This is a genomic window from Streptococcus suis (genome assembly GCA_002831545.1).
In the GTDB taxonomy this organism is placed as follows: domain Bacteria; phylum Bacillota; class Bacilli; order Lactobacillales; family Streptococcaceae; genus Streptococcus; species Streptococcus suis_P.
Window position 1 is genome coordinate 1,875,432 of the sequence record CP025095.1, and the last position, 23,286, is coordinate 1,898,717.

The 23,286-nt window shown below is 39.3% G+C and carries 23 protein-coding genes and 3 pseudogenes; all 26 read right to left on the bottom strand.

All coding sequences use genetic code 11. From position 1 onward, the window contains the following. Positions 1 to 98 precede the first annotated feature (98 nt). Positions 99 to 1,274, bottom strand: a pseudogene (locus CWM22_09085) (toprim). 2,976 nt (positions 1,275 to 4,250) lie between these two features. Then, a pseudogene (locus CWM22_09090) lies at positions 4,251 to 4,913 on the bottom strand (hypothetical protein). A 1,074-nt stretch (positions 4,914 to 5,987) separates the two neighbouring features. Continuing rightward, positions 5,988 to 7,025, bottom strand: a pseudogene (locus CWM22_09095) (hypothetical protein). A gap of 18 nt (positions 7,026 to 7,043) precedes the next feature. Beyond that, on the bottom strand, positions 7,044 to 7,301 hold the full coding sequence (locus CWM22_09100; protein AUC92041.1) for a hypothetical protein: 258 nt from the start codon (positions 7,299 to 7,301) through the stop codon (positions 7,044 to 7,046). A 122-nt stretch (positions 7,302 to 7,423) separates the two neighbouring features. After that, positions 7,424 to 9,790 (bottom strand): hypothetical protein, encoded by a 2,367-nt coding sequence (locus tag CWM22_09105; protein ID AUC92874.1) that lies wholly within the window; start codon positions 9,788 to 9,790, stop codon positions 7,424 to 7,426. An 18-nt stretch (positions 9,791 to 9,808) separates the two neighbouring features. Next, a complete protein-coding gene (locus CWM22_09110) occupies positions 9,809 to 10,369 on the bottom strand; it encodes a hypothetical protein (protein AUC92042.1) in 561 nt (186 codons plus the stop codon). Positions 10,370 to 10,379: 10 nt separating this feature from the next. Further along, positions 10,380 to 10,835, bottom strand: coding sequence for a hypothetical protein (locus CWM22_09115; protein AUC92043.1), 456 nt, complete (start codon positions 10,833 to 10,835; stop codon positions 10,380 to 10,382). 7 nt (positions 10,836 to 10,842) lie between these two features. Next, the gene (locus tag CWM22_09120; protein ID AUC92044.1) at positions 10,843 to 11,634 is read right to left on the bottom strand and encodes a DNA-entry nuclease; all 792 of its coding nucleotides are present in this window, start codon (positions 11,632 to 11,634) and stop codon (positions 10,843 to 10,845) included. Beyond that, positions 11,631 to 11,978, bottom strand: a complete 348-nt coding sequence (locus tag CWM22_09125) for a hypothetical protein (protein ID AUC92045.1) — start codon at positions 11,976 to 11,978, stop codon at positions 11,631 to 11,633. The genes CWM22_09120 and CWM22_09125 overlap by 4 nt, the downstream gene beginning before the upstream one ends. Continuing rightward, positions 11,971 to 12,306: a hypothetical protein gene (locus CWM22_09130; protein ID AUC92046.1), complete on the bottom strand. Its 336-nt coding sequence runs from the start codon at positions 12,304 to 12,306 to the stop codon at positions 11,971 to 11,973. Before CWM22_09130 ends, CWM22_09125 begins: the two co-directional genes overlap by 8 nt. 417 nt (positions 12,307 to 12,723) lie before the next feature. Then, positions 12,724 to 12,999, bottom strand: a complete 276-nt coding sequence (locus CWM22_09135; GenBank protein AUC92047.1) for a hypothetical protein — start codon at positions 12,997 to 12,999, stop codon at positions 12,724 to 12,726. 121 nt (positions 13,000 to 13,120) lie between these two features. Next, positions 13,121 to 13,963, bottom strand: coding sequence for a hypothetical protein (locus CWM22_09140; GenBank protein ID AUC92048.1), 843 nt, complete (start codon positions 13,961 to 13,963; stop codon positions 13,121 to 13,123). Positions 13,964 to 13,980: 17 nt separating this feature from the next. Next, positions 13,981 to 14,985 carry a hypothetical protein gene (locus CWM22_09145; protein ID AUC92049.1) on the bottom strand — a complete coding sequence of 335 codons (1,005 nt, stop codon included), beginning with the start codon at positions 14,983 to 14,985 and terminating at the stop codon, positions 13,981 to 13,983. Next, entirely contained in the window at positions 14,982 to 15,323 is a 342-nt protein-coding gene (locus tag CWM22_09150) for a hypothetical protein (GenBank protein AUC92050.1), read from the bottom strand. Before CWM22_09150 ends, CWM22_09145 begins: the two co-directional genes overlap by 4 nt. A 20-nt stretch (positions 15,324 to 15,343) precedes the next feature. After that, positions 15,344 to 15,574, bottom strand: a complete 231-nt coding sequence (locus CWM22_09155) for a hypothetical protein (protein AUC92051.1) — start codon at positions 15,572 to 15,574, stop codon at positions 15,344 to 15,346. Further along, positions 15,558 to 16,010 (bottom strand): thioredoxin, encoded by a 453-nt coding sequence (locus CWM22_09160; protein ID AUC92052.1) that lies wholly within the window; start codon positions 16,008 to 16,010, stop codon positions 15,558 to 15,560. Before CWM22_09160 ends, CWM22_09155 begins: the two co-directional genes overlap by 17 nt. Continuing rightward, entirely contained in the window at positions 16,010 to 16,423 is a 414-nt protein-coding gene (locus tag CWM22_09165) for a hypothetical protein (GenBank protein ID AUC92053.1), read from the bottom strand. Before CWM22_09165 ends, CWM22_09160 begins: the two co-directional genes overlap by 1 nt. After that, positions 16,407 to 16,589 carry a hypothetical protein gene (locus CWM22_09170; GenBank protein AUC92054.1) on the bottom strand — a complete coding sequence of 61 codons (183 nt, stop codon included), beginning with the start codon at positions 16,587 to 16,589 and terminating at the stop codon, positions 16,407 to 16,409. The genes CWM22_09165 and CWM22_09170 overlap by 17 nt, the downstream gene beginning before the upstream one ends. 14 nt (positions 16,590 to 16,603) lie before the next feature. After that, complete coding sequence (locus tag CWM22_09175; protein ID AUC92055.1) at positions 16,604 to 16,807, bottom strand: hypothetical protein; 204 nt, start codon at positions 16,805 to 16,807, stop codon at positions 16,604 to 16,606. 266 nt (positions 16,808 to 17,073) lie between these two features. Beyond that, on the bottom strand, positions 17,074 to 18,567 hold the full coding sequence (locus CWM22_09180) for a replication protein RepR (GenBank protein AUC92056.1): 1,494 nt from the start codon (positions 18,565 to 18,567) through the stop codon (positions 17,074 to 17,076). 23 nt (positions 18,568 to 18,590) lie between these two features. Further along, a complete protein-coding gene (locus CWM22_09185; GenBank protein ID AUC92057.1) occupies positions 18,591 to 19,277 on the bottom strand; it encodes a hypothetical protein in 687 nt (228 codons plus the stop codon). Position 19,278: 1 nt separating this feature from the next. Beyond that, the gene (locus CWM22_09190; GenBank protein AUC92058.1) at positions 19,279 to 19,596 is read right to left on the bottom strand and encodes a hypothetical protein; all 318 of its coding nucleotides are present in this window, start codon (positions 19,594 to 19,596) and stop codon (positions 19,279 to 19,281) included. 175 nt (positions 19,597 to 19,771) lie between these two features. Beyond that, a complete protein-coding gene (locus CWM22_09195) occupies positions 19,772 to 20,266 on the bottom strand; it encodes a modification methylase Sau96I (GenBank protein ID AUC92059.1) in 495 nt (164 codons plus the stop codon). A 173-nt stretch (positions 20,267 to 20,439) separates the two neighbouring features. Beyond that, entirely contained in the window at positions 20,440 to 20,814 is a 375-nt protein-coding gene (locus CWM22_09200; GenBank protein ID AUC92060.1) for a hypothetical protein, read from the bottom strand. Positions 20,815 to 20,828: 14 nt separating this feature from the next. Continuing rightward, positions 20,829 to 22,142, bottom strand: coding sequence for a glycosyltransferase family 4 protein (locus CWM22_09205; protein ID AUC92061.1), 1,314 nt, complete (start codon positions 22,140 to 22,142; stop codon positions 20,829 to 20,831). Further along, positions 22,143 to 23,141 (bottom strand): glycosyl transferase family 1, encoded by a 999-nt coding sequence (locus CWM22_09210; GenBank protein ID AUC92062.1) that lies wholly within the window; start codon positions 23,139 to 23,141, stop codon positions 22,143 to 22,145. Positions 23,142 to 23,286: the final 145 nt, after the last annotated feature.

Below are 23,286 nucleotides of genomic sequence, written 5' to 3' on the forward strand. Positions count from 1 at the left end.
TTAATTCTTTTTATTAAAAATAACATAAATTGTTATATAACTTTTTACGCTATTTCTTATATACAATCAGGCACCCTCGAAAGAGAGTGCCTGATTGATTATCGACTAGGCCCTTTCACTTGGGCTTTAGGAAAATTTGGTGCTTGTCCTCTCATTTTCCCAACCTGATAAGGCTTGGTGCGAGTTTCAACCTGCTTCAGCATCGTAGAAACTGTTTTATGAATTCGTTTCAATGAATCTGCCAACTGCTTATCGTCTAAGACTGTCAAATTCTTTGTCCAACTTGCTATATAGTCGATAGCTTTCTCGGAAGTATCCAAGCCAAAGTGTTTTGAAATTTGATGACTGGTCATCTCGGCTTCAAGTTCTTTTTGACCTTTCGGAAGGTTCTCCTTATACTGCTCAGCTAATTTAGGGTTATGGAGTGTGGCATGCGCTAACTCGTGAATGGTTGTGGCAATTTTTTCTCCAGGTGTATTGTCTGGATTGATCAAAATGAGCTGTTCTCCTGGGAAAAAGGCACCTTTTGCATTACCTAAAACACGAGCCTCATCTTTCATCATCTTAACCCCAATGCTTTCAGCATAATCACACAAGCCTTCCAGCACTTCTTTTGTCTTAACCTTATCAACATTAAAGTTGTAGTGACGGTTAGGCATGGCTTTAGGATAACTTTCTGGCTTCAGTGTAGTCTGTGATAGTTCAAAGACCTTGTAAGTCGTAAAACGTGCTTGACCTGTTTTAGGATCCCTTTCCTGGAATTGACGTACAGGAATCTTACCTTCTTTCACTAGAGCCTTTTCTTGTGCTGATGCTTCTGAGACCTTCTTATACTTTGGATTTCCTTTGTCATTTTTTACCTGGCGACCATTCTCATCAAGGACTGGAATCATCTTAACCATCAACGGTCTAAACAAAGTGATCTGCGACTTTTCACCTGTTTTGACTGACAAACCTTGATGAAGGACCTCCTTAGTTTCACCCGTCCGCTTGTTGGTGTATACTGCCTTGGTTTGGATAACGTCCTCTGGCTTAATTCCTAAAACGTCTCCCATTGCTTGCCATTGGTCATAGGTTGCGACCACATTTGCTCCACGCCACTGGTCATGAATTAGAGCGACGTTGCGTGGTGATAGTTGTGGGAATTTACTCATGAAGTCCATATACTCCAACATATCTTCTGGTGATTTTGTATACTCACGAATTTTCTGGAAAGCATGTTCGCTTATTTCGTAGGCAGTGGCACTGCTATAGTCAAAGGGTTCGTCTGAAGTTGCTGGTTTCGACTCTTTTTGAGTATTTTCATTTGTCTGACTTGTAGCAAGGAAGGTATCCACTTCTTCCTGTTTATACAGGCCTTCTGGTACTCTTTCTGATCCTATTTGTTCAGCAAACTTCTCTAACTCTTCTGCAATTTGGAAGTCGTTGCCCCAGTCACTACCATAGGCCACATAGCCAAGTGGTTCGTCCCCTTTGATAAGCGCCAAGGTCCAAGGTGCCTGGGTATCAGATAACTGTTCAATCATCATTGGACTGTGAACTGCTAATTCTAAATGATAATCTTGGCCAAAGTCTTCTCGGTTGATATATAGCATTCGGCCATCCAACTGAGAAGTGCCAATCAAGTTACCTTCAAATGATAAACTTTCTTGGATTTGAGGAATGGAAGAAACTAAAATCTTGGCTGCATCCTCTGCCATTATCTCTTCAACCCGTTGAGTCAATCCAACCTTCATAGCCTCATTAGGCGAATGGAAATTCCCCCTGGAATGACCACTTTCATCAGGAATTATCTCTGTCGCCTTCAAGCTCTGCTCATTAGCTTCCGTAGAAATTTCCTGATTCACTTCCTGATTTTCCAGCTGAGAAAGGACCTGTTTATCAATAGCAGCTAGTTGAGGTTGGCCTTCTAAACGACGATAGCCTAAACCAAGCAGACGTGAAATCGGTTCTGTTTCATCACCAATATTATAGCGAACATCTGACTTAATCAGTGTCCCACCAGGAGCATATATATCAAATTTCACTTTTGTAAATGGAATATATGCCTCTTGGTTTCCTGTCTCATTAACTATTGCCATACTGTCTTGATGACGTTTATAGAAAGCTTGATTTTGCTCATACAACGTTTCAATGAATGTTTGGTAGGCTACAAGCTCTGTTTCCTTAAATGGAATCTGAGGGCCTTCTGGCCACTCCTCCGCCCACTGAAGACGTACATGGTAATCATTCTGGTATATCTGGTCCTGATGCCACTCTTGATAGAAGTTTGAGGTCTTATCCAACAGCTGATCACCGTCCGCTGCAGCAATGATTTTCCCTAAGTCGTCGCCATGCTCTTCAGCATAGCTAAAGTAACGATTCCAGACCGCATGAAGCTCTTCTGGAATGCGTTCAAGACTTTCCGGGGCACCAACGTTATAGACAGCATCCAATACTTGGGTGAACTGTTCTGTGGAAACCTCTACTATTTGTTGAGCTTCTTCTATTGCTATATCCTGGTCTGGTTCTTCGTACTCTTGATTTTTCAAGACTTCAAACATCGCTTTACCGTTATCCTTTACCAGCTCTTCGTTGACAGCTATCTGCTCAATCTGACCAGCACGTTCACGATAGATTCCAAGGATGGTTTTACCTTCTACCGAATCAATATCAGCCTTTACTCCTCCCTTAACTTTCAGTAAGGTAGCTGGGTAAGAAGTCCCGTCTACAGTTCTAAACGCAAGTAGAATGTCTTCATCGTCTGACTTGATTGCCCTCGAAACATCCATACGTCTAAACCGTTTTATTTCTTCTAAATCATCGAAATAAAAGGATACTGGATTAAGAACTGCCTTTAAGTTCGGCAATACACCTAACTTCTTGAACGTGTTATTCTGATTAGCCAGTAGAATGTTATTGTAATGCCCTATCCCCTCTGCAAAATCGTGTAAAGTCTTGGCAGCACTATGATTTTTTTCTACAGGTTGAATGCCTGTTAGATGCGAAAAATTTTTCTCCTCAAAAGTCAGACGTACAATATCTGTCTCAGCACCATTTTGAACCACATACAATATATTTGATGAAGCTAGATTATCTCGATACCAGTTGGCCATTTCCTGAATGGAAGGTGCAAAATTATTGAGTTTATCCAGTTCTCTCTGGCTTATCACATGGTAGCCATCTCTGACATTTGACACATAGCCGTTATCTATGGTAAACTTTAAGTAACGAGAGGATAACGTCGGGTGGCTGGTAACAGCTGGCCCAAAGGTGCCATCTGATGGCACGGGTATGGCACTGCCTTCAGCTTCGGGCTGTAAAGAACCCTTACTAACATTGGTCCTCTCCTTTTTATTTTGCTCTGATTGCCCTTCTTGGGCTTTTTCTTTTTCCTGCAAGCCAATATCACCTGTCTCAGCATAACTCTTCAAAGAAAATTCAGGATTATCCAGATATTGTTTAAGATCAACACCACTTATCCCATCCTCAATCATTCGTTCAATAAGATTATCTACTTGAACTTGGTTCAATGTTTCATCATTGATAACTGCAAGCATTCTGCTTGGATTGACTGCCCAACCATACCCTAGCTCATCTGAAATGTTTCCTAAATCGCCTTTGTTGAATAAATCGTCGAGGTCGATGGTTCCAATCTTTTGATGCTCTGAATATATGGTGACGGGGATCCCTGATTCTTCTAGAACAACTTCTGGCAACGATATTTTCGGGAATAGGGCATCTATCTGTTGTGCAATTTCCAGATATTCGGCGGGAATTGAGCGCTCCAATCTTTCTGAAATCGTCTCATTTTCTACCCCAATGTCGTACCTAAATCTTTCAATTAAGGTGTTCCCATTCTCGTCTAGCAGACCAAACCAGGTTCCACTTTCATCTCCTGGTAGGTGTAGTACTGGGAAAGTAGGTAATTCAGTTGCTTCCTCTAGTCGTTTCCTATTTTCCGAATAGAGATCTTTCACAAATATATCGTAAGGAACAATTTCTCCTGGCTCGTATTTATCTAAAATCACCTGTTCTCCAGACGATTGAAAAACAATTTGCAAATTTGGCTGCTGCTCTGGATCTTGGAAAGAGGCCTCATCTTTTCCTGTGATAGTTTTTGGTAGCTGAACAGTGAAACGAATATTCTCCCAGTTCTCCTTTAGCCATTTTTGGTCCTCTGGACTAACTTCTGAGCCTCCCGACGATAAAGCAGGGGCTTCATGCACTGTTTCTTCAGCTGTTGATTTCTTCCCATGTTCTACCTGTGCAACATCTTCAGGCGTTTCAGGAGCAATAATGATCTCTTCGTCTCTCAACTGTTGAAGAATATGATTATAAGTTTCCAGAGATATTTCAACAATTCCAGTTTTACCGTTAAGGTATTCTAGCAGGTGATAGGGGACTATCTGGAAATAGTAGTCTGTATCTCCAGTCACAATGTCGTTAGCAGGGTAATTGATAATATTCCATACATCACGACCTAGTGAGCCTAGTGGATCTACAATGCTACTAGCCCAATTTTCAGCTGTCAAACTTTCTAATTTTCGATTAAGATTATAGGCACTGATTGCTATTTCTTCTGAAAAGACCGTAGAAGTATTTGAACGACCTAAATCTTTTTGAAGGTTTTTTAAGATATCGTACATCCGATTCTGTTCAGGTGTACCTTTTTCTTTAAACCGCTCAATATTAGTATCGTTGATGGATTCAAAGAATGCACGATACTCTTTCAATCCCTCTAGTGCTTTGGGTTTCAACTGCTGCAAAGGATGGCTCCACCCAGTATAGTTGACCAAGGTATAGAAATAGGCATCATCTGAGAGGGTAACCTGCAAGACACCCGCTTGAATTTGACTTTGAACTGCCTCAGATAGTCCTTTTTGATTAGCTTTAAAAGTATCATAGGACACTTTGGCATGGTAGTCATGATCTGCCTTTTGAGCCAACTCCAAATACGGACTCGGTAAATCCTGACTCAATTGTTCAGAGAGATCTTCAGTTTCGCTACCAATATCAAAGCGGATTTTGGGGGTTAAAGGATTCCTTGATTCGTCTTGCAAAGCAAAATAAGTCTTATCATATCCTAAGTCTGGACTGATGGATTGCCACTCATTTTCCTCATATAGCTTAGCTATGAAGTCATTATAAGGGATGACCTCTTCTGAAGAATACAGATTAGACAATTTTGGATTCTCTGAGAAATCAAAAACAACTTGTAATTCTGGTACCGTTGCATGATTTGAAGCTGGTATTACATCGACAAGATTTTCAAATAGAAGACCTTGTCCCTCGTTTGTTTGCCCATGAATTGACCCTTCTTTGTGTTCTGCTTCAACTGTGGAAATCTGAGGTTCACCCTCGTTCTTGCCCTGTTGTTCTAATAGTTCATTAACTCGATCTTGTTCTTCAGCAGTACGTGGACGGTATCTGGCGGATTCTCTAAAGTTTCCATCTTCACCAAGTTCAAGAGCTACTCGACGTAGTCCTTTTACAAAGTACAGATTGGGCTGTTTTTCCCACTGTGTTACGTTGCCAGCTTCTATCAAGGCTTGAGCACCTGGTTGAATGGTTGTCATTGCAAGCTGTTCTGAAATTTTCTCCAGACGAGTTAACTCCTCACGGTAGCGTTTAAGGGTGGATTTGGTATACATTGATTCCCCACGTTCCGCCTTTTCAAGTTCTTCTCTTATCCGAGGGATATTTTGGACACTCATCTCAAGACCTGTTCCTTGACGATTGAGCCCCTGTTCCTTGAACTCTGCTTGTTGTTCTAGCCGTTCAATACGTTCTTTTTGCTTTTTGATTTCATCCAACTTATCAAAGACTCTATTCTCCAGTTGTTCTTGACGTTTAAAGAATCTAGCACCGCCACGTTTATCATTCATTGGCTGGCCATTGGTCTGCGCCGCATGTCCATAAACTGCTTCTGTAGCATCTGAGAATTCCTGATTCAAACGATCTAGTTTTCGTCTAGCTTGACCTAAGCGACTATTATCAATAGGTGGCTGCTTGAGTGCATCGTTCCAGTCAGCCTTTACCTGTCCTTCCCTCAAAGTAGGTAAATCCTCTGTAACAGTAGCCCCTTTTTCACGCAAAGAGTCGATAAAATTCCGTCCACCTTCGTCGTTGTCAACTGCCAAAGTAATCCAATCCGCATGTTTGTCATCTGCAAAGAAACCGTTATCGATCGCAGTCTGCAAACCTTCCGCCAGCTGATCATGGCTCCAGGTCAGAGGCCGTCCTGAAACTTCCGACTGGAGTTGCGCCACATGTCGGCCCACAACTGCTTCCTTCAGACCATCCATTGAGATTAACCGCACATCTTGAAGGTGGTCTCGGTGTAATTCATAATAAGACATTAGATCAATTGCACTTTCCGCAAAGATAAGGCGGTTAGGCTGGCCGATATCTACGTGCATACCAATAATACCGTCTGAGTTTCTGACAATATTCTTAGCATAGCCACGTTCAGGCCATTTCTCCCAATTTTCTTCAATACCTTGTAGTGTAGCTCCGACAATCTCACCTGAAAAATCAAGTGATTTGAAGACAACAACGGGTTCGATACTTCCGTTTACCTTGGCATTAGCCTGGGCAAGTACCCCTTTTTCAAAGAAAAAACCAATGGTTTCATCTGAAAGCCCACGTTGGTCTTTGAGATAGCTTCTAGCAGCTTCAAACGGCTGCTCATAAGGAGCCAGATAATAAGAAAAGAGTTCCTGCACATGTTCGACTTTTGTAAATTCTTTAAAGGTGCCGTCATTGAGAAAATCAATCGCCTGATTAAAGTCAACTTCTTTTATTGTTTGAACTAAAGCAATAACATCACCACCCTGATGACGTGAAAACCAGTTCCACATGTTTTTTTCAGGAGAAACAACCATAGAATCATGTTCTTTCCAGCGATAGTCTCGTCCTGATTGAACCAGCTCAATATTAAGTTCATTAGCAACATCTAAAATATCACGTGACCTGGCATACTCGACCCTCTCTCGACGGCTCTTTCCTCGTGATGATAGCTGCTGTGTATGTTCTTCTGCCATAAAGACTCCTTTCATTCACTAAAAACACTCGTACTGTGGTTGGTAAGGTGTTATTTCAGGTACCAGGAAAATTTCTCTTGGTAGTTGAACAAGTTCTCCAACTGAAAAACTCTCAAACTGCTCTGGATTAGCCTGGTAATCAAGTTCTAACTCTAGATCACCATTTTTTCCTTGACCGACAAAAAGAATTTTCTTTTGAATATCATCGGTTGCTTTTACCAACCAATCAGCATCAAAATCAAACTCTTTTTCTGATACACCTGGGAAATGTAACATTGTCTGTTCCTCCTTTTTCTATAGTCAGTTCTAGTGTAAGGGATAATCAAAATCCTTGTGTTAAGAGGACAAATTGAGGTGATTTTCGATAAAAAAGCCATTGATAAAACATCAATGACTGATTATCGCTGAGCTTGTTTGCGCTCTTCTTGCTGCTCACGTTCATCACTTCTAACACGGTCCATAAGGGCTTTTTTACTTGCTTGTTGAGACCGCTTTAATGAAGCTGTTAGCTGTCGCATGAAGTTTGTATTTATCCTTGCAGTTCCTTTTGACTGTTGCAGTTGGGCTTTTTTAACAACTTTCCGCTCCTGCAATTGCTTAAAAACAGCTTGAACAATCTGACTTTGGTTTTCTTCAGTCGGTTGTAATTTAGCATATAAGTGTTTCAATTCTGAAAAGCCCTGGGCATTAGCTACCCTCAGCTGCTTGATAGCTGATTCATCTGATAGTCGTTCCATCTGCTGGTTTCGTGTGTTAATCTGGTATTTCAGCTGAAAAATAGAGATATGAGTTTGAAGTTCAACAATATAGGCTTCTTTTGTAGTCGCAGATCCCTTCAGAAGTGATAGGATACTATCATCCTGAAGTCGACTGACAAAATCTATCTCTGTACGTAGCTGCCTGATCGGAAGCTGGATAGTTCCAGCAGTAGCCTTTTTGATAGGGAGTGCAACACTATCCTCGAATTGATTCTTTAAGCGTTGTCTTAGTAGTTGCTGCTCATCAGACAGTTTGAAATTCGGGGTAAGCTGTAGCTTAATTGCTTCCAATTCCTGATTGATTGACTGTTTCTTAAAATCTATAAACGGCCGATCAGAAGCTATAGGTTGAAGCTGGTCCAAGAGTTTTTGTTGGATCTGTAATTCTTTCTGACTTGATTCCAGCATACTCAATTTCAAAGCATATCGGAAAGTCCCTAATTCACGACGTTCTTTTTCGGTTGGATTCGATTTCAATTTAGCAGCATCAACTAGCTCGTTTAGCTCATCCGATGATAACAAGGATAGTTCCCTTAGGGTCATAGTCTTCATCTGGATATTCTCTGTCAGCTGACTGACATCATAAACATAGTCTGTTACAAAATCTGGCCGACCTATTCCTTTGCCGTTTTCATCATATTCCCCGTACACAGGTTTTATAATTTCAAGCGCTTCTTCTCCAGCCTTCACTGAATAGCCTAGTTTTTGCCAGGCTTCTTTGCTTTTTACTACACTGGCTTCAGGTAGTCGTTCTAATATTTTTTCCTGGTTCAGAGTAGAAAAGTTATCCAAATTTTTTTCCAGCTGAAGGCTTTGAATTTGAGGGGCTGCCTCTCTAAATGAACGAAGGATATTATTGGCCAACCGTTCTCTTAGATCCATAACTCGACGGGCCAGATGATGTTCTAGATCATAGCCTTTCGATTCTGACAATGACCGAATGGTTCTTCCATCAACCTTTCGGATCTTCTCATAGGCTTGATTTTTTTCAGCTGAATAGACACCCTCATAAGTCGCAAGAAACTCTCTAGTTTCCTGTAGAAACTCTTGATAGGCACCATTTCCTTCATTCTGCAAATAAGAATCTAGGTAACGATCCAAAAAGAACTTACTCACCGCAAAATCCCTGGCATTAGACCCATACCGCCACTTCTTACCCATTGGCAAGTGATTGTAGGCTTGTTCCAAAAAATTTTTTTCAGCTGAAGAGGTAATTTTGTCTTCCTGGTAAACTGAAGTTAGTAAATTAGCTTTAAGGTTAGCCAGCACCTGCTCTTTTCGCAGAAGATTTGACCGTGTCTCCTCTTTTAGAAGCCCGTGATAGATACCACTTTTAAATCGATTGATTGTTTTTTGAGAAAAATTTCCCTTATATTCCATCCGACCTCGTGGACGATAAAAGATTTTTTCACGATTTGACTCAACCTCTGATAAACCAAAGTGGATATGGATGTTGTCAGTATTAAGATGGATATTCCCCCACCAGAAAGCCGAGTCAGAAAGTCTTTCCTTCTGAATGAGTGTTGGCATCATATCACGCATAACAGTCTTGATTGCTTTTTGGTCAACTTGTCCAGTCGCAACATCATATAAACCTTGTTTAGCTAGAAAAGTATTATCAAATGAGATAACACCCTGCCAAAGTAGAGATCCATTTTGGTAAGCGGCCTCTAACTGATTTTTCAAATCCTTTAACCGTCGCTTTTGAAGATAGTCGGCTTCTTGCGTAAAGACAGCAGTCAGTTCTTCTGACTGCGATTCTGTAGCGTAAGAACGGTTCATATAATCAATATACTCTCGAAAGTTTAACTGTGTTTCAGGAACGGCTTCCTGGATACGATTCAACTCCGCCTCAGTCAATCCTTCAATCATTTGTCGGTTGATTTCTAAAGATAGTTCCTCATCTATTTTGACCGCTTCGCTACGATTAGTGTAATCAACATACTGGCTATTTGCCTCTGTATATTGCAGCATGAACGTGATATTCGGGCTAGAAGACGTATTCATCATTTCACCACTCTCTAATTAAAATAAACCATCTTTCCTTAATCGAGCATAGTCTTTCAGCAGCGGCTGCAACTCTTCAGCTTCAACCTTGAATCCATTAAACCATGGACCAGAAGGAGAAATATGCAGCTCCTTCTTTTCCTCGATAAATTGCATTGGAACCAATAAGATATTTGGTTGTTCTAATTCCAAACCACTCTCTCGTTCTAGAAAGGCAACTATGAAGTCCTGATCTCCTTTTACTCTAAATTGCCAATGATAAGAGTCTCCATCTTTTCTTTTGTGCAGCGAACTATACTTCACATCAATTGTTAAACCATCAAACCAGAAATCGTAGACAGGATTGTTTTTCTTGAAGTACTTATTGGCATCTGTTGCTTCAGGAACATACTTTTGAAAAAGCTCTTCAGCCATTCCTCCAAGTCGGGCAGTCCGAGAACCATACTGAATTTTATCTTGAATTTTTAAGCAGCCGCTTTTAATCAATTGTAAGTGAGCAACATGAGTCGGTAAGCCAGATTTCTTTACTGCTTCATGAAAGTCACCTGTCTCTAAATATAGGTCAATAATATCTGTCATTTTTAGAACCTCAATGAGAATGTTTGATTACTTGTCCTCGACTAACATCCTCTTTAATAATATCGTCAATACGTGCGATCAATTCATTTTGCTTTGGATCAAAATGAGAGTGAATGGACTCCAGATCTTGAATGTCAAACTGATTTCCTTTCGTGAGTGCATGAAAATTGGTCAGCTCCAAGTAGAGCAGCTGGTCCATTTGATGGCGAATTGATTTTAGAATTTTTTGCTCATCTGAATTGGCCAAATTTTTTTCCAGCCGAGACAGCCGTTCTGCGAACGGTTGCTTTTCTCCTGATTCTAAAAACAGTTTATGAAAAGCATGAATCACCTTAACAACTGTGGCCGAATGATTAGGACTTTGACGGTTCAAACTGCCTCCCATTTCTTCTTCCAAGTAGTTTCTTATTTCACTGAACTTCTGTAATGTCTCTTCGTTAAAATAGACGTTGATTCTTTTTGTCATATTATCCTCACTGTAATTTTTCTGAAGTACCTGTCAAATAGTTAATCTCATATCCTGGTTGGATATTAAAAATATAAACATCAAATGATATGGTATCATCTTCCACACTTTGTGCTTCCAGACGAATACCACGTGCCACCAATTCCACATTTTTAAAGAGTGGGGTTACTCGATAACGGACATGATGGCCCGACTGTCTAATATAGTCGGCAACCAAATTTTCATAATAGAGCATTGACGATTTTTCATCATCAAGATTTGCATTGAGTGCCCGTGTTCCTGTAAATAGATTTTTTACATTTGCTTTCTCTCCGCTTAACTGAAAACCAATCAAGTGTGAGCGGTTATACAAATAATCTTCTTTTCCATTGAACACGATTTTTTTATTTTTCCAGCCAGTAGGTTTCACAGATGAAATCTCTTCACGTTCGCTTGTCGGCATCAAATCTTGGCCTAGCATTGCCTCAGCAACTCCGACACGATTCAAAAAATCTAGATCACTATAGTTTTCCCAGGAACCATTTTCTAAACTCAATTCTTCTGTCGTAAACTGTGCTCGTTCATTGACCACAATTATTTGTTCTTGACCATCAAATACTTTTGATTTTAATTCCTCATTCTGGGTGTGATGGGCGTTTCTCAAATCGGCATTTTTTTCTTCAGGAGAATCTGAGATATTCAACTGACTGGCCAAATCATTTTGAGTGAACGTACTTTTTAAAAATTGAAAATTTTGTGGCTGCACTAGAAGAATGGCCGTAAATATAATACTGACTAACAAGAATTTATTTTTCTTCATAAGCGACTTCCTCCTCGTTCAGCGCCAAGTGCATCAACATCATCCATGAAACGAAGCCAATCTACTGTTAGCTCTTCTACAATATCTTGTTTGGCGCTGCAACCTAATAACTTGATTTCATTTCTAAGTAACATCTCCAAGATTTTCGCTTGTTGTTCCTTAATGTCTGCCAGCGTTTCTGCAAACTTGTTATCATATAAATCCAATCCATCATTCTCAACAATTCGTTGAAGTTGGGCCAGCATAAATTCATTAAAAGATGAATACTCATATCCTTTCGATATCATTTTTAATTGCGTAAATACTTTTTCAGGAACATTACGTATAATAAAATTTTTAGTCACTGCTATCGACCTCTCCTTCATATTCTAACCACCTCGAAATATGATCTGCATAGCGGGTCATTTTTTCTTCAAAAACAGACAAAAGACCTGTCTGCTTTTCAGTCAAAAGCAAGACATGATCTGATGTCAGTTTCATATTTTCTAAATGAGCAAGGTAGTTCGCTTCAACAAAATTGAACTGACCTTTTTCAATTTTTTCACGACACATGCCAAGCAAAAATTCATTCAATGATTTTGCTTTGGCTTCCCTCGCAAGGGCCTTTAAGTAATCTACCTCTTGAGCAGATAGTCCTCGAATTTCAATTCTTGTTTGGTGGCTTTTTGCCATTTCAGTTACCGCCCTTCCTATCAGCTAGACGCCCTTCTTTTTTCTTTTGGCGAGGCAAAAGGAAAAAAGAAGCAAAAAAGAAAACCTCAACCTCGCAACGTCACGAACCTGTAAGGTTCTACTGTTGCGGTTTTTCCACACACAAGCACACACTGTTGCGGCTAATGCCTTTTGGGTGTGCTGTGCTAGAAAAGAGCATAAGGGAAACTGATATCACTAGGCGTGATATGTTGATAGTATCAACGTTTCCCGTACCGGTAATTTTCTCGGCTACGCCTACTTACACACACTGCGTTTACACACCTACACACACAACGAATGCGAAAACACACACCTATACACACCGTAACAGCTACAAACACACACTAGATTTAACAATTCAAACAGAGTGATTTTTCAGCTGAGAAGTGAGAACATCTAGGTGTTTTGTTCTCCTGCTTCTTGCGCCATTTTAGCTGCCTGGCGCTTCTCTTTTTCCTCTTCTTTGATAATCGCCAGCTCTGTTTTGAGATCATCTAGGATTGAATCATAAGTTTGATTTTTGTCTTTTTTTAATTGTATCTGTACGTAGATTTTACCAATTTGTTTTTGAAGATTTTCTTCGGCAGCCTTACGTTCATTTTCTAAAAATGCTACTTTTTTCTTAGCTTCTTCCAGTTCATTATCAATTTTAATCAGATCTTTTTTTGCCATCTGAAGGCCTCCTTTTCTTTAATTAGTTTTAGTATAAGAGATAGTAGTAAGTTGTGTGTTAAGGGGACAAAAAAATTTAGAAAAGAATACTCCCTAATCTCAATTAGGGAGCAATATTAGTTTAACTAAGATCTGAACTTTTCAGAATTGATATACTTGCACTTTTCGTGAACGCTGCATTTCTGCTCAACTTTATCTGAAGGAGTCTATGATAAAAGTCAACCTTCTTACCGAAAGGATAGACTCTAAATACAGGATAATAAATGGTATCACATTCAATAAAATTACGTTCCATTTTTTCAGGAAACGGTACCGCTTTATAGGCAATAGCTGTCGTCATTTCTCTGTTCAAAAAGCTCAATTCTACAACATTTTGATACGGCTCTTTGATGACTCTTTGATTGATCATTCGCATCCGTTTGTTCGCATCTTTTTCATCAGCATCCACATAAAGATTCGATTGTGGAGGTAAGTCATCTATTAATTTTCGTATTCCTAGATACTCTTTATTGATGACATTTTTAAAAAGATAGTATCTAAATAATCTAGGCTGAATGAATGTTACAAGAACAGCGAAAACAAGGCTAATGATCCAAACTGAAAGAAGACGATTAACCATATATTCTGTCAAAGTGTGCTCTTTAATATAACTATTACCAGCTAGAAGGAATAAGTACATGATACTTATTAGAATAGCGTGTCTTATCTTTTTACCCCCTCTTGATAATGCCAAATTAATAAAACCAATGCCCATTGTAAATGCAATTATCAACTCTAAAACCCTCAGCGTAAAGAATTGGATATCTTGTGGCATGTAATAAGTTAACAAGCCTAAAAATCCAGCTGAGAAGAGATAAAATTGACTTTTAGCAATAAACCTAACGAGCCAATTTAAGCCACAAATAAGAGATAATTTAAGACCGTTTTTGTTTAATGATTTCCATTTTTTAATATAATTTTTCATAAGAATTTTCCTGCTAGTTATTTCATTTCTACTGTTTCAATTGGATTCAAAAATTCAAAGGTTCCATCCTTGATAGCGAGCTCCTTTTTCTCCAAACTCTCAATTTTTATTTGAACTTTTTCAATATTTCGAGTAGCCGTTTCAATCGATCTATTCTTAGTTTCGATGTTACTCTCAATAGTCGCAATATCCTTTTGATTAGATTCTAAATCATCACCTGATAAGTAATCAGCTTCTTTGAGTAGTCCATTTTTCCGAGACTCATCATCTTCAATAGAAGCCTTCAATTGTTCAATAGAATGATTCAATTTTTCAATCTGACCTTCTTGGAAAGTCTTCTCTTCTATGATTTCGGATAAAGCAAATTCCTCACGAGAAACACTTTTTATCTTTTCTTTTTTGAGCTTACTATTTTGAGTCGTGACATAAAATTGAACAACATTATCCTCGCTATCATCTTTGGGGTCAGCTTGTTTTTCTTGCTCATCTGAATGTCTAGAAATATCTATGTCAATTGAGCTAGTAGCAACAGTCAAATTCGTAATATCAATCGCATAAGCTCCAAAATTTTCTGGAACATTGCGGATAATGACAGAGATTTTATTATCCACAATTGGAACAATCTCCATTTTGGTATCTGTTGTTTTTTTCTGAGCATATAGGTCCCATTTGAGACGTTTGGTATCAATACCACGATCAACTGGAGAGGTGGAATCCTTCGTTTCAAACTGTAAAACGATTATGCCCGTTTCAGGAGAATAGGTTTGGCTAGATAGTCTAATTTCCCCTGTTCCATTGACAAACGTTCTCTTTGTTTTGAGCTGTTCATCGGTATAGGTTTGTCTTTGTGGAGAATAAATACCTCCCAATAATAAGCTTATCCAAGCTGTAAATAACACTGAAAAAATAACTAGCTTTCGCTTAATCACGTTGTCTTGAAACCATCTATTAATTGCGGTAAATGGTTTAGCAATTGGACTGAGTTTTACGGTTTCAATCCATTTTTTTAGTCTTTCTATCACATTTTTCTCCTTTTCCATATTTCTTGAATCCAAGCTTTACCTTCGGTATAAAGAAAGTCTGAACCACAAGATAGCCAAATAGCAAATAAAACAGCCATCCATCGAAAGGAAAATAATGGACGACAAAGATAATAAAAGAAAGCTATTCTTACTAAAAAGAAACTGACCCAAATGATTAGTTTTAATAAGGTTCCCAGTGCTTGCTTAAACTGTTGCTTGATAGTTGTTCTCTTTATATCTTTTAATGTCACTTCTGCTTGTTGGATTTGAGTATCTAGTTCGTTTATCTCCTTAATCAAAGTATCACGATGGTGCTTTAATTCTTCTAGTGTTTGCATTCTACTTCCTCACATTAGCCTTAAATATAATCCATTTTCTCTGGTGCTAACTCCAACGTCAGCCACAAGGCTTCACTTTCCGAAATATGAGTTAAGCGACCTCCTTCATCATTGAAACGAAGCAGGGTAAAAATGCCATCAGGAAGTTTCCCTAGGACAACCATACCTTCAGTTGTTTGAGAACGCCATAGTTCAGTATCAAATTGAAAGGCTGTTTCTGCCCATTTACTAAGCTTAGTTTTTCGTGTCATGTAAAGCCTCCTTAATACTCTTCTCATCAGCGATAATCTTGCCATTTTTATCCTTAGCAGCATACAAATATAGCTTCGATTCTCCCTCTCTTATCGTGATCAATGTCGCTGCTTTTTCAACATGGTATTTCTTCACAAGAGCTTGGCCAGCTTCTGATTCCACATCGATATAAAACGTTGGATAAGAGCTTTTTTCAGTCGCCTCAATGACAGCTTTCTTTCCTTTCTCGCAGTAAGGACAGCCTGTCTTATAAAAGACTAAATTGGCGTTCTGATTGACCACCGCATCAACGTAAACTTGTTCCGTAAGGTGTTTATCGTAGTCTTTGGTCACATACTCAGTCCAAATAGTCTGTAAACCAAGAACTGTAAAGAATATTATGCCTACTATTGTTATTGGGACGATAATTCTAGCCCAGTCAACTCTATTAGCCATTACCCTTCACCTCCTTGGATAAACTCGAACAAGTCTCCTTGAACGTAGTTCACTTTAGCCAATCGTTTTATATCGACTTTCAGACTATCAAAGACAGCCATCATAGAATTAAAACGCAAAGGATCAAAATGCTCATACAGCCCAACCAGTGGTAGCATAGGAAGACCGTCCTTCTTCTCACCCTGAAGAAATTCATGAACTTGCTTCTCTGCCTCGATGATACCATCTACTCTGATCAGCGCTGGAACACTTGTTATTGCATCCCCATTCTGGTAAAAGGTCAAAGCAACATCGCCTGCTTTTATAGTTTCAAACTCAGGAAATTCCTGATTGATTTTAAAGTAATAGACAGAATCTTCTTGCCCTACTCCTGTTAAATAATAGCCACGTACAATCTTAAATTTCTCGGTCATCCTCTTCCTCCTCATCAATAAAAACACATTCAATTATTTTCTTCTTGGAAGACCTAAAAAATGCTTCTTCTAGCCATTCCTCCTTGGTCATTTTTACTTTCCATAAGGGAATAATATCAAACAGATAAAATCTTCCAACATACAGTTTTTCATCTTTCTCTCTCATCACAATCCCTTTCCCTAGCAAACCTTTTGAACCCTAAACGGGGCCTGGTAGTACTTCGGATAATGAATAATCCTTTTTGTCTTCTGAACAGGTAGAGGAATATGATAGTTTACCTGCATGTATTGGCAAGCTAATCCCCTACTCTCAAAAACCAAGATACGCCCTTCTTTATCACAAAGGTAGTCTCCATCCTCGAAACTAAAAACTACATATCCCATAGTATTCCTCACTTTCTCTGTTGCTCCATTAATGTTTGGCAGTCTCCCTCTAATTCATCATCATATCCATTTCTATACCTGATCTGATGGTTAGCATATAACATCGATACAACAAACAATGAGCCCCCTAAAGAAAAGACTCCTACAACAACTAAAATCATATATGTACTCCTTCTCTATATTTTCTCTAATCAAAATTCTGACCCCTTACAATCTACTCCCATTATCATAGATATAATGTAATGGGACTTTGCGGGTTTTATCCATTAGCCGATGTCAACCTCAAACAGAGATAATTGTCTTGCTTGTTTAAGCCCATTTTTAACCCCTTCTATCACCCTTTTGGTGAACTCTATACTTTCATCAAAGAAAGCAGCAATATTCGCAAAATAAGCTTCCTGACGCTCTTTATTGACCCGAATAATGGATAGGACGATAGCTTTAACAGAAGCTAGTCTAATCCCTCCACCACGGCCAAATTTAACTGTAAAGAAAATCTTTTGTTCAGCTTTTAAGACCTTGAGAACTTTATCTAATGACCGTTCAGGTATGTTTAATTCTTCCCTGATTGCTTTTTTTGTCGTCTGAATAAATGGATCTTCAGATTGATAAAAACCTTCCAAGTAGTTCATCACATCTGCTTTCCACTCATGAAGATGGCTGTGTTTCCGATCAGCACGTTTCTTCTTGAACTTGTACCAGCCCTGCTTGATAAAGAGGTCTGAAGGACTCAACTCTTTATTGACCCAAGCCCTGCACAGTAGCGTGATATAATCACGACTGGCCGCCTCGTATTTTCCTGAATAGGCACTAGCTACCAGCTTCAGAAGTTCGCCTGTAGACAACGGTTCATCTAGTTGTAAGTTAAAATCGTTCAAAGCGACCTCACAGTCGCCCTGAGAAATACCTGAAGAGAAGTTAGCTAGAGCTAAGGTAAATAGCACGTTATTTCGTCCCATAACGTCCCTAGCACCCTTGATATTGGATTCTCTCGTCAGCAAGTCATACCAGGGTTCATCTATCTGTTTTACCCCTTCAGAGCCTGAAATAACTGTTAGATTTGGTTTCTTTCCTGGAAAGGGAAGGTCAGATTGCTTCATGGACCAGTCTAGCCATTCCTGGAACGAGTAGGTGTAGTCTGCATGGAAAAATTCGACGTTGTCCGTCCGTGGTATACGTGCAATACCAAAGTGGTTGCAGGTCATATCAACTGGCAAAGTTTGGTTAAAGTAGTTACGCAAATTTTGAGAGATAGCTTTTGCAACCTTGACCACTCTAAACTGGGAGTGTGCTGTAACGTAAGCTGGCTCTTCCAGGACAAAATAAGCTTGGAACCCTTTATCTGATTTTAAAATCAGAGTTGGCATGAAGCCTAAATCGATGGTAGTCGTTAAAATATCTCCAGCTGTCATTTCTTCAGCTGAAGAGGTAATATCGAAGTCAATATAGAAGGTGTTAATCTGCCTTAGATTGTCTTCAGAGTGCCCACGTGTAACCCGACGGTTAGCATCACTGTAAGCCCCAAAACGGTAGGCGTTCGGTGTCCAGTGAGTAAAGCTATCCTGGTTTTCTAAAATAGCCTCCATCGATGTTAAGACGACCCCACGTGCCTTGACCATATTCTCTTTAGAACGGTAGGCAAAGATAGCCCCACGTTTCCCTTCTTCAGCTGAAGGAACTGGCCGCAAGTGACTGTTTCTATATTTGGTCTGTCTTAGTCCATCTCTTAGAATCAAACTGTAAATGTTCGTTAAGTTCATCTGTTTCCTTACTATCAACGATTTTATACGCCAACGTTAGCTTTGAGCAACTCATCTGGCATCAATATTGTTTCTTTTGCATGCTCAAGCCCCTCAGAATAGCCTTCAAAGTCAATCTCTTCTATAGGAACTTTAATAGCTCTTTCTCTGATTTCTCCTAGTTGTCTAGCTTGTTCCTCTAACACCTCTTGAGGCACTTGAACGACTAAGGTAAACTCATCTGAAGTTAAACATTGATCCTTGAAGCGTTGATCTAAACCATCCAAGAACCCAAGTAAGTACGATTTCTTGTACTCCCTATAGTTTGCGGTTACTGCGGTCTTATAAAGTCTGTCCAGACGATAGTCTAAATAAAGCAGCGCCGCCTCATAGACCTTTGTGCAAAACTCAGTATCCGAATCGTAACCAAAGAAAATGATTTGAGTAATCCCTTTGTCGACTCTTCTCCTTCTGACAACCTGGCATCTAAAATTTGCCCCGAGTATCGCAGCTAATCGCTCTTTCCACCAGACCAAGCGATATTGGGTAGTCGCCACTTTTTCTCCAATAATTTCTTTCAACTGGGAAACTGAGACATCAGCCATGGAAATGTTGTGTTTTACCATGAGTTTTTGAGCCATCAGAAGAGCTGTTTGCCCCTCCTCATCGTCTGGTGTATCATAAGCTAGCTCCAAAAGATTTTGTATCTTCCCGATAATTTTATTTTCCATGTCAATCCTCCAAGCGATATTTTCGGGGTAAGTGCCAAGCATAGTGCTTTGGTTCATTGACCGCTGCATTATAGAAAATCATATTATTGGCAATAATTTCTTGCCATTTTGGAATTTCCTCACGGTAAATATGACCAAGCCCGTAGAATTGCTTTGCGATAAACTGAACAGCCCCAATATGATCGCCCATCATAACGACACATAGTACATCATGCTCCATATCATAGACCCAGTGTCTTTTAGGATTCGCCAATATCTCCTGCGCAAACCCCTCATCTCTTTCTAGCCAATCATGCCTTGGTCTATAGTAAACTTTCATCTGAGAAGATTCTTCGTTCAGCCCATAAAAACAGTGGCTACATAATGTTTGACCATTATCAATCCACCAGCACGGACCATATTTTTCATGAATGCAGGGTGCAACCCAGTTACAAGCGCAACGTTTGCATATCCCTGGATCTACATTTATTTCTTCATGCTTCGTAGCAACACCTCTAGTTAATCTTCATGCTTTTTGGAATACTGGAGCTACACGAACAAATGCCGTCCTGTAAGTCTCTCTTCAGATAAACTTCAGGAGTTGCAGTTGTGACATAATCGCTCCTCTTCCAATTTCTACGTAAGCGAGTGTTGAATAGTGACACTCTTGCTTCAATTTCTTTAAACCTAAATCCCAACTTCAAATACGTTGTGACGATTTCATGAACATGTTCTTTGGATTCTTTATTTCTAACCCTATTATGAACTGCCTGCTCCTCGTCTTCGAGTTTCAAGCTTCTCTGGTATTGAATATATAGAACCCTCATCTCTTCAATCTTATTTTGCCAGTGGGCATTGTAAGGTTTCCCAGAGTACTTGTTTACCAAGCTTCTAACAGGTTGCTTGAACTTCATCTGAATAGAATCAAATTCCCCTAGATCAGTAAAAGGATCAATGAACCCTATTGGCTCACTATTGATTAGCTGCTCGTATAATTCGTTTCTAATCATTCTGGCCTCCTAACTCTATCAAGCCCTCTATGCTCTGTTTACCGCAATCAACTCCTCCAAATCTAAACACATGGTAAAGCCCCTTTCCGTATAAGATTTTAAACGAACAAAAAGGAGAACAGACTTCTCCGTTCTCCTCATAAATACAGGTATATATTCAATTCTAAAAACTCTTACCACTTACTCTTCATTTTCTTTCTTAGAGAAAATAGCAGAGCTCCTATCCCATTTCCAATCAGAGCACATAAGGTGTAGACAATCTGATAGAGAATAATCCATTCCTTAAAGAAAAAGATGGTTACAGGATAAAGCAGTAAAACCAAGGCAAGAAGGCTAGGAGAAAAACCGTGAAAAAATCCATAAAGAAGACCTGTTAGGAATAGTACAATGGGAGTATAGAGCAATATATTCCCGACCACCAGCACCTTAGAAAGCATGGTGTCACTAATCAGATGAAAGGCAATCAGATAAATACCTGCATACATGGATAGTATAATAAGGGCTACTATAGCCAGACTCTTCAAACTCTCTTTCCGAAGCTTTTCCATTTGAAACCTCCAAATTATTCAAAGAAATTCCGGATTGATTTTACTTGTTCAACTGATTTTTTCAATATTTTTGCTGTCGTGTCTGTTGATTTAACTACTACTTTTTGCGGTAGGTAAATAGCCTCTTTTATCAATGCTTCTGCTACGCTATCTTGATTAGTATGTTCTTTTCTAAAATCATACGAAATCTTCAAATCTAGATAATATTCAAAAACCTTGCGCCCAAAATTCGTAGAAGAAATCTCATAGAGCTTCTTATCAAGCACATACGGATTCATTGGTGGCGTAGCAACAATCGCCTCAACGACGGCATCTGCCAACTCCTGTTCTCGAATGAAGAGCGTCCCAAACATCTTATCTGTTATAACGTTTTTTAAGTAGGGATTGCTATGTGCCAAAATAGGAGTTCCAGAAGCTAAGCTTTCTAAGAAAGTTAGTCCCTGTGTTTCACTGGTCGAAGCAGAAATAAAGAAATCCGCAGCTTTATAATAAAGTGCTGTATCACTTGGTGCAATCATTCCCGTCAACTGGACGTGTTCATCTAGATTAAGCTCCGCTATCATTTCCTGAAGATCATCTGTATAAGGTCCACCTCCTACAATGACCAACTTCACCTTTGGATTTTCCAGCAAAATTTTTGGCATTGCCTGAACAATTGCTTGGATATTCTTCTCGTGAGAAATCCTAGACAGACTTAACAACATCGTTTCATCACTAGCAATTCCTAGCTGTTCCCGCAACTCATCTGTTTCATCCTTGCCAATTTCTGGTCTATCAAACTTTGCCAAGTCAATTCCTGTCGGAATTACTCGTTTAGAAATCGGAACATTGTAACTCATTAAAAGATCTTCAACAATCTCACTAGGACAAATTACCCCATCCAAATCTTTTAAAAATGCCCGTACTAAATATTTAACCATCCCGGGACGAATAATCCTACCCTTGGCAATATAGTGTACATAGTCTTCATACTGGGTGTGATAAGTATGTACCACCGGAATATCAAGTTCCTTGGCAATCATTTTCCCCAAAATCCCCAAAGAAAATTCTGTATGAGTATGAATAATATCTAGTTTATAGCGACTTGCAATTTTTAAGGCATCTGTAAAACCTGCGTAAGCCACTCGACGATCTTTAAAGGCAAAAAAAGGTACGCTAGGAATTCGGATAATGTCCCAATCTTCGTAGCGATTCACATCCTCATCTGTCGTCGTAAAAATAAATACCGTATGTCCCAATTTTTCCAACTCTGTCTTAAGAGTCCGAATCGAAGTCGCGACTCCTGAAACCTGTGGAAAATAGGTATCCGTAAACAATCCAATCCGCATTTACATCTCCAATACTTGTCGATAGGCATCCACCAATTGGTGGGAAACATTATCAATCGAGCGACTAACCGCAACCTGGTAGCCCGCCTCACGTTTATCAACCTGCTTGTCTAAGATTTTCTGAATAGAATCGACAAAATCATCCACTGTATGTCCCAATTCGGCAACGTTTTCGTCAATCCAACCATCGTAAACTGGAATATCTCGTAGAACAACATGCTGATGACTAGCAAGAGCTTCCAGAACAACAATCCCTTCTGTTTCCTCATACGATGGGAAGAAAAAAGCATCCGCTCCGCTCATTGCACCTTGAAAAACAGCACCTTTAAAATAACCTGGAAACTCGACATTCGCTGGATGATCTCCCTCAACAATTTTTCTAATATATGACGGAATCAGCCACTTATTGATTGAACCGAGCCAAATGAAGCGGACATGCGGCATCTTTTCGGCTACCTTGACAAAGTCTTCAATTCCTTTACGTCGAAAGTAAAGTCCTGCACAGACAACAACTGGCTGACCTTCTTCAATTTTAAAATGCTCTCGAAAGACTGCTTCCTTACGTTCATCCTTCTTATATTTATCTAAATCAATACCATTCGAAACGGCTATAATTGGCGTTGTCACACCGTAAGACTGGATGAGTTTTTTTGAATACTCTGAAGGAGTGATGACAAAGTCTGCCTTTTGGTACATGCTTGCTAGATATTTCCCCACAAAAGGAGCTAGGGTATTCGAACCGATAAAGGAATTTTGAAAATCTTCCTTCGTGGAATGTCCATGCATGATTACCTTTTTTCCACTCCGTTTGGCTGCATGTAGCAATAACCAGGAGCGTGGACCATAGGTATTGATATGAATGACATCGTAATCTCCCAACAGGTCTGTCGTATAAGGAATGCCTGCCATATCTAGCGCTTCCATCTGGTGTTGAAGCGCCCGGCCAATTCCTGATTTCTCTAAAACAGTTTTACCTTCTAAATACAATAGTACTTTCATAATACCATTATAGCCCTTTTTTACATTTTTTCATATTTTAAACTGTATTCTACACGAATTTTGTATCAATTAAAACCAATACTAAAGAATATAATCCCAAATATATGATTACATAAAAAACATATAAAACAGATTTTAAAAGCAG

What these genes read in the sequence shown, in the direction of transcription:
- CWM22_09100 (AUC92041.1), bottom strand. Translation starts at nt 7,301, where the DNA reads ATGTTACATTTCCCAGGTGTATCAGAAAAAGAGTTTGATTTTGATGCT.
- CWM22_09105 (AUC92874.1), bottom strand. Translation starts at nt 9,790, where the DNA reads ATGAATACGTCTTCTAGCCCGAATATCACGTTCATGCTGCAATATACA.
- CWM22_09110 (AUC92042.1), bottom strand. Translation starts at nt 10,369, where the DNA reads ATGACAGATATTATTGACCTATATTTAGAGACAGGTGACTTTCATGAA.
- CWM22_09115 (AUC92043.1), bottom strand. Translation starts at nt 10,835, where the DNA reads ATGACAAAAAGAATCAACGTCTATTTTAACGAAGAGACATTACAGAAG.
- CWM22_09120 (AUC92044.1), bottom strand. Translation starts at nt 11,634, where the DNA reads ATGAAGAAAAATAAATTCTTGTTAGTCAGTATTATATTTACGGCCATT.
- CWM22_09130 (AUC92046.1), bottom strand. Translation starts at nt 12,306, where the DNA reads ATGGCAAAAAGCCACCAAACAAGAATTGAAATTCGAGGACTATCTGCT.
- CWM22_09135 (AUC92047.1), bottom strand. Translation starts at nt 12,999, where the DNA reads ATGGCAAAAAAAGATCTGATTAAAATTGATAATGAACTGGAAGAAGCT.
- CWM22_09140 (AUC92048.1), bottom strand. Translation starts at nt 13,963, where the DNA reads ATGAAAAATTATATTAAAAAATGGAAATCATTAAACAAAAACGGTCTT.
- CWM22_09150 (AUC92050.1), bottom strand. Translation starts at nt 15,323, where the DNA reads ATGCAAACACTAGAAGAATTAAAGCACCATCGTGATACTTTGATTAAG.
- CWM22_09155 (AUC92051.1), bottom strand. Translation starts at nt 15,574, where the DNA reads ATGACACGAAAAACTAAGCTTAGTAAATGGGCAGAAACAGCCTTTCAA.
- CWM22_09160 (AUC92052.1), bottom strand. Translation starts at nt 16,010, where the DNA reads ATGGCTAATAGAGTTGACTGGGCTAGAATTATCGTCCCAATAACAATA.
- CWM22_09165 (AUC92053.1), bottom strand. Translation starts at nt 16,423, where the DNA reads ATGACCGAGAAATTTAAGATTGTACGTGGCTATTATTTAACAGGAGTA.
- CWM22_09170 (AUC92054.1), bottom strand. Translation starts at nt 16,589, where the DNA reads ATGAGAGAGAAAGATGAAAAACTGTATGTTGGAAGATTTTATCTGTTT.
- CWM22_09175 (AUC92055.1), bottom strand. Translation starts at nt 16,807, where the DNA reads ATGGGATATGTAGTTTTTAGTTTCGAGGATGGAGACTACCTTTGTGAT.
- CWM22_09180 (AUC92056.1), bottom strand. Translation starts at nt 18,567, where the DNA reads ATGAACTTAACGAACATTTACAGTTTGATTCTAAGAGATGGACTAAGA.
- CWM22_09185 (AUC92057.1), bottom strand. Translation starts at nt 19,277, where the DNA reads ATGGAAAATAAAATTATCGGGAAGATACAAAATCTTTTGGAGCTAGCT.
- CWM22_09190 (AUC92058.1), bottom strand. Translation starts at nt 19,596, where the DNA reads ATGAAAGTTTACTATAGACCAAGGCATGATTGGCTAGAAAGAGATGAG.
- CWM22_09195 (AUC92059.1), bottom strand. Translation starts at nt 20,266, where the DNA reads ATGATTAGAAACGAATTATACGAGCAGCTAATCAATAGTGAGCCAATA.
- CWM22_09200 (AUC92060.1), bottom strand. Translation starts at nt 20,814, where the DNA reads ATGGAAAAGCTTCGGAAAGAGAGTTTGAAGAGTCTGGCTATAGTAGCC.
- CWM22_09205 (AUC92061.1), bottom strand. Translation starts at nt 22,142, where the DNA reads ATGCGGATTGGATTGTTTACGGATACCTATTTTCCACAGGTTTCAGGA.
- CWM22_09210 (AUC92062.1), bottom strand. Translation starts at nt 23,141, where the DNA reads ATGAAAGTACTATTGTATTTAGAAGGTAAAACTGTTTTAGAGAAATCA.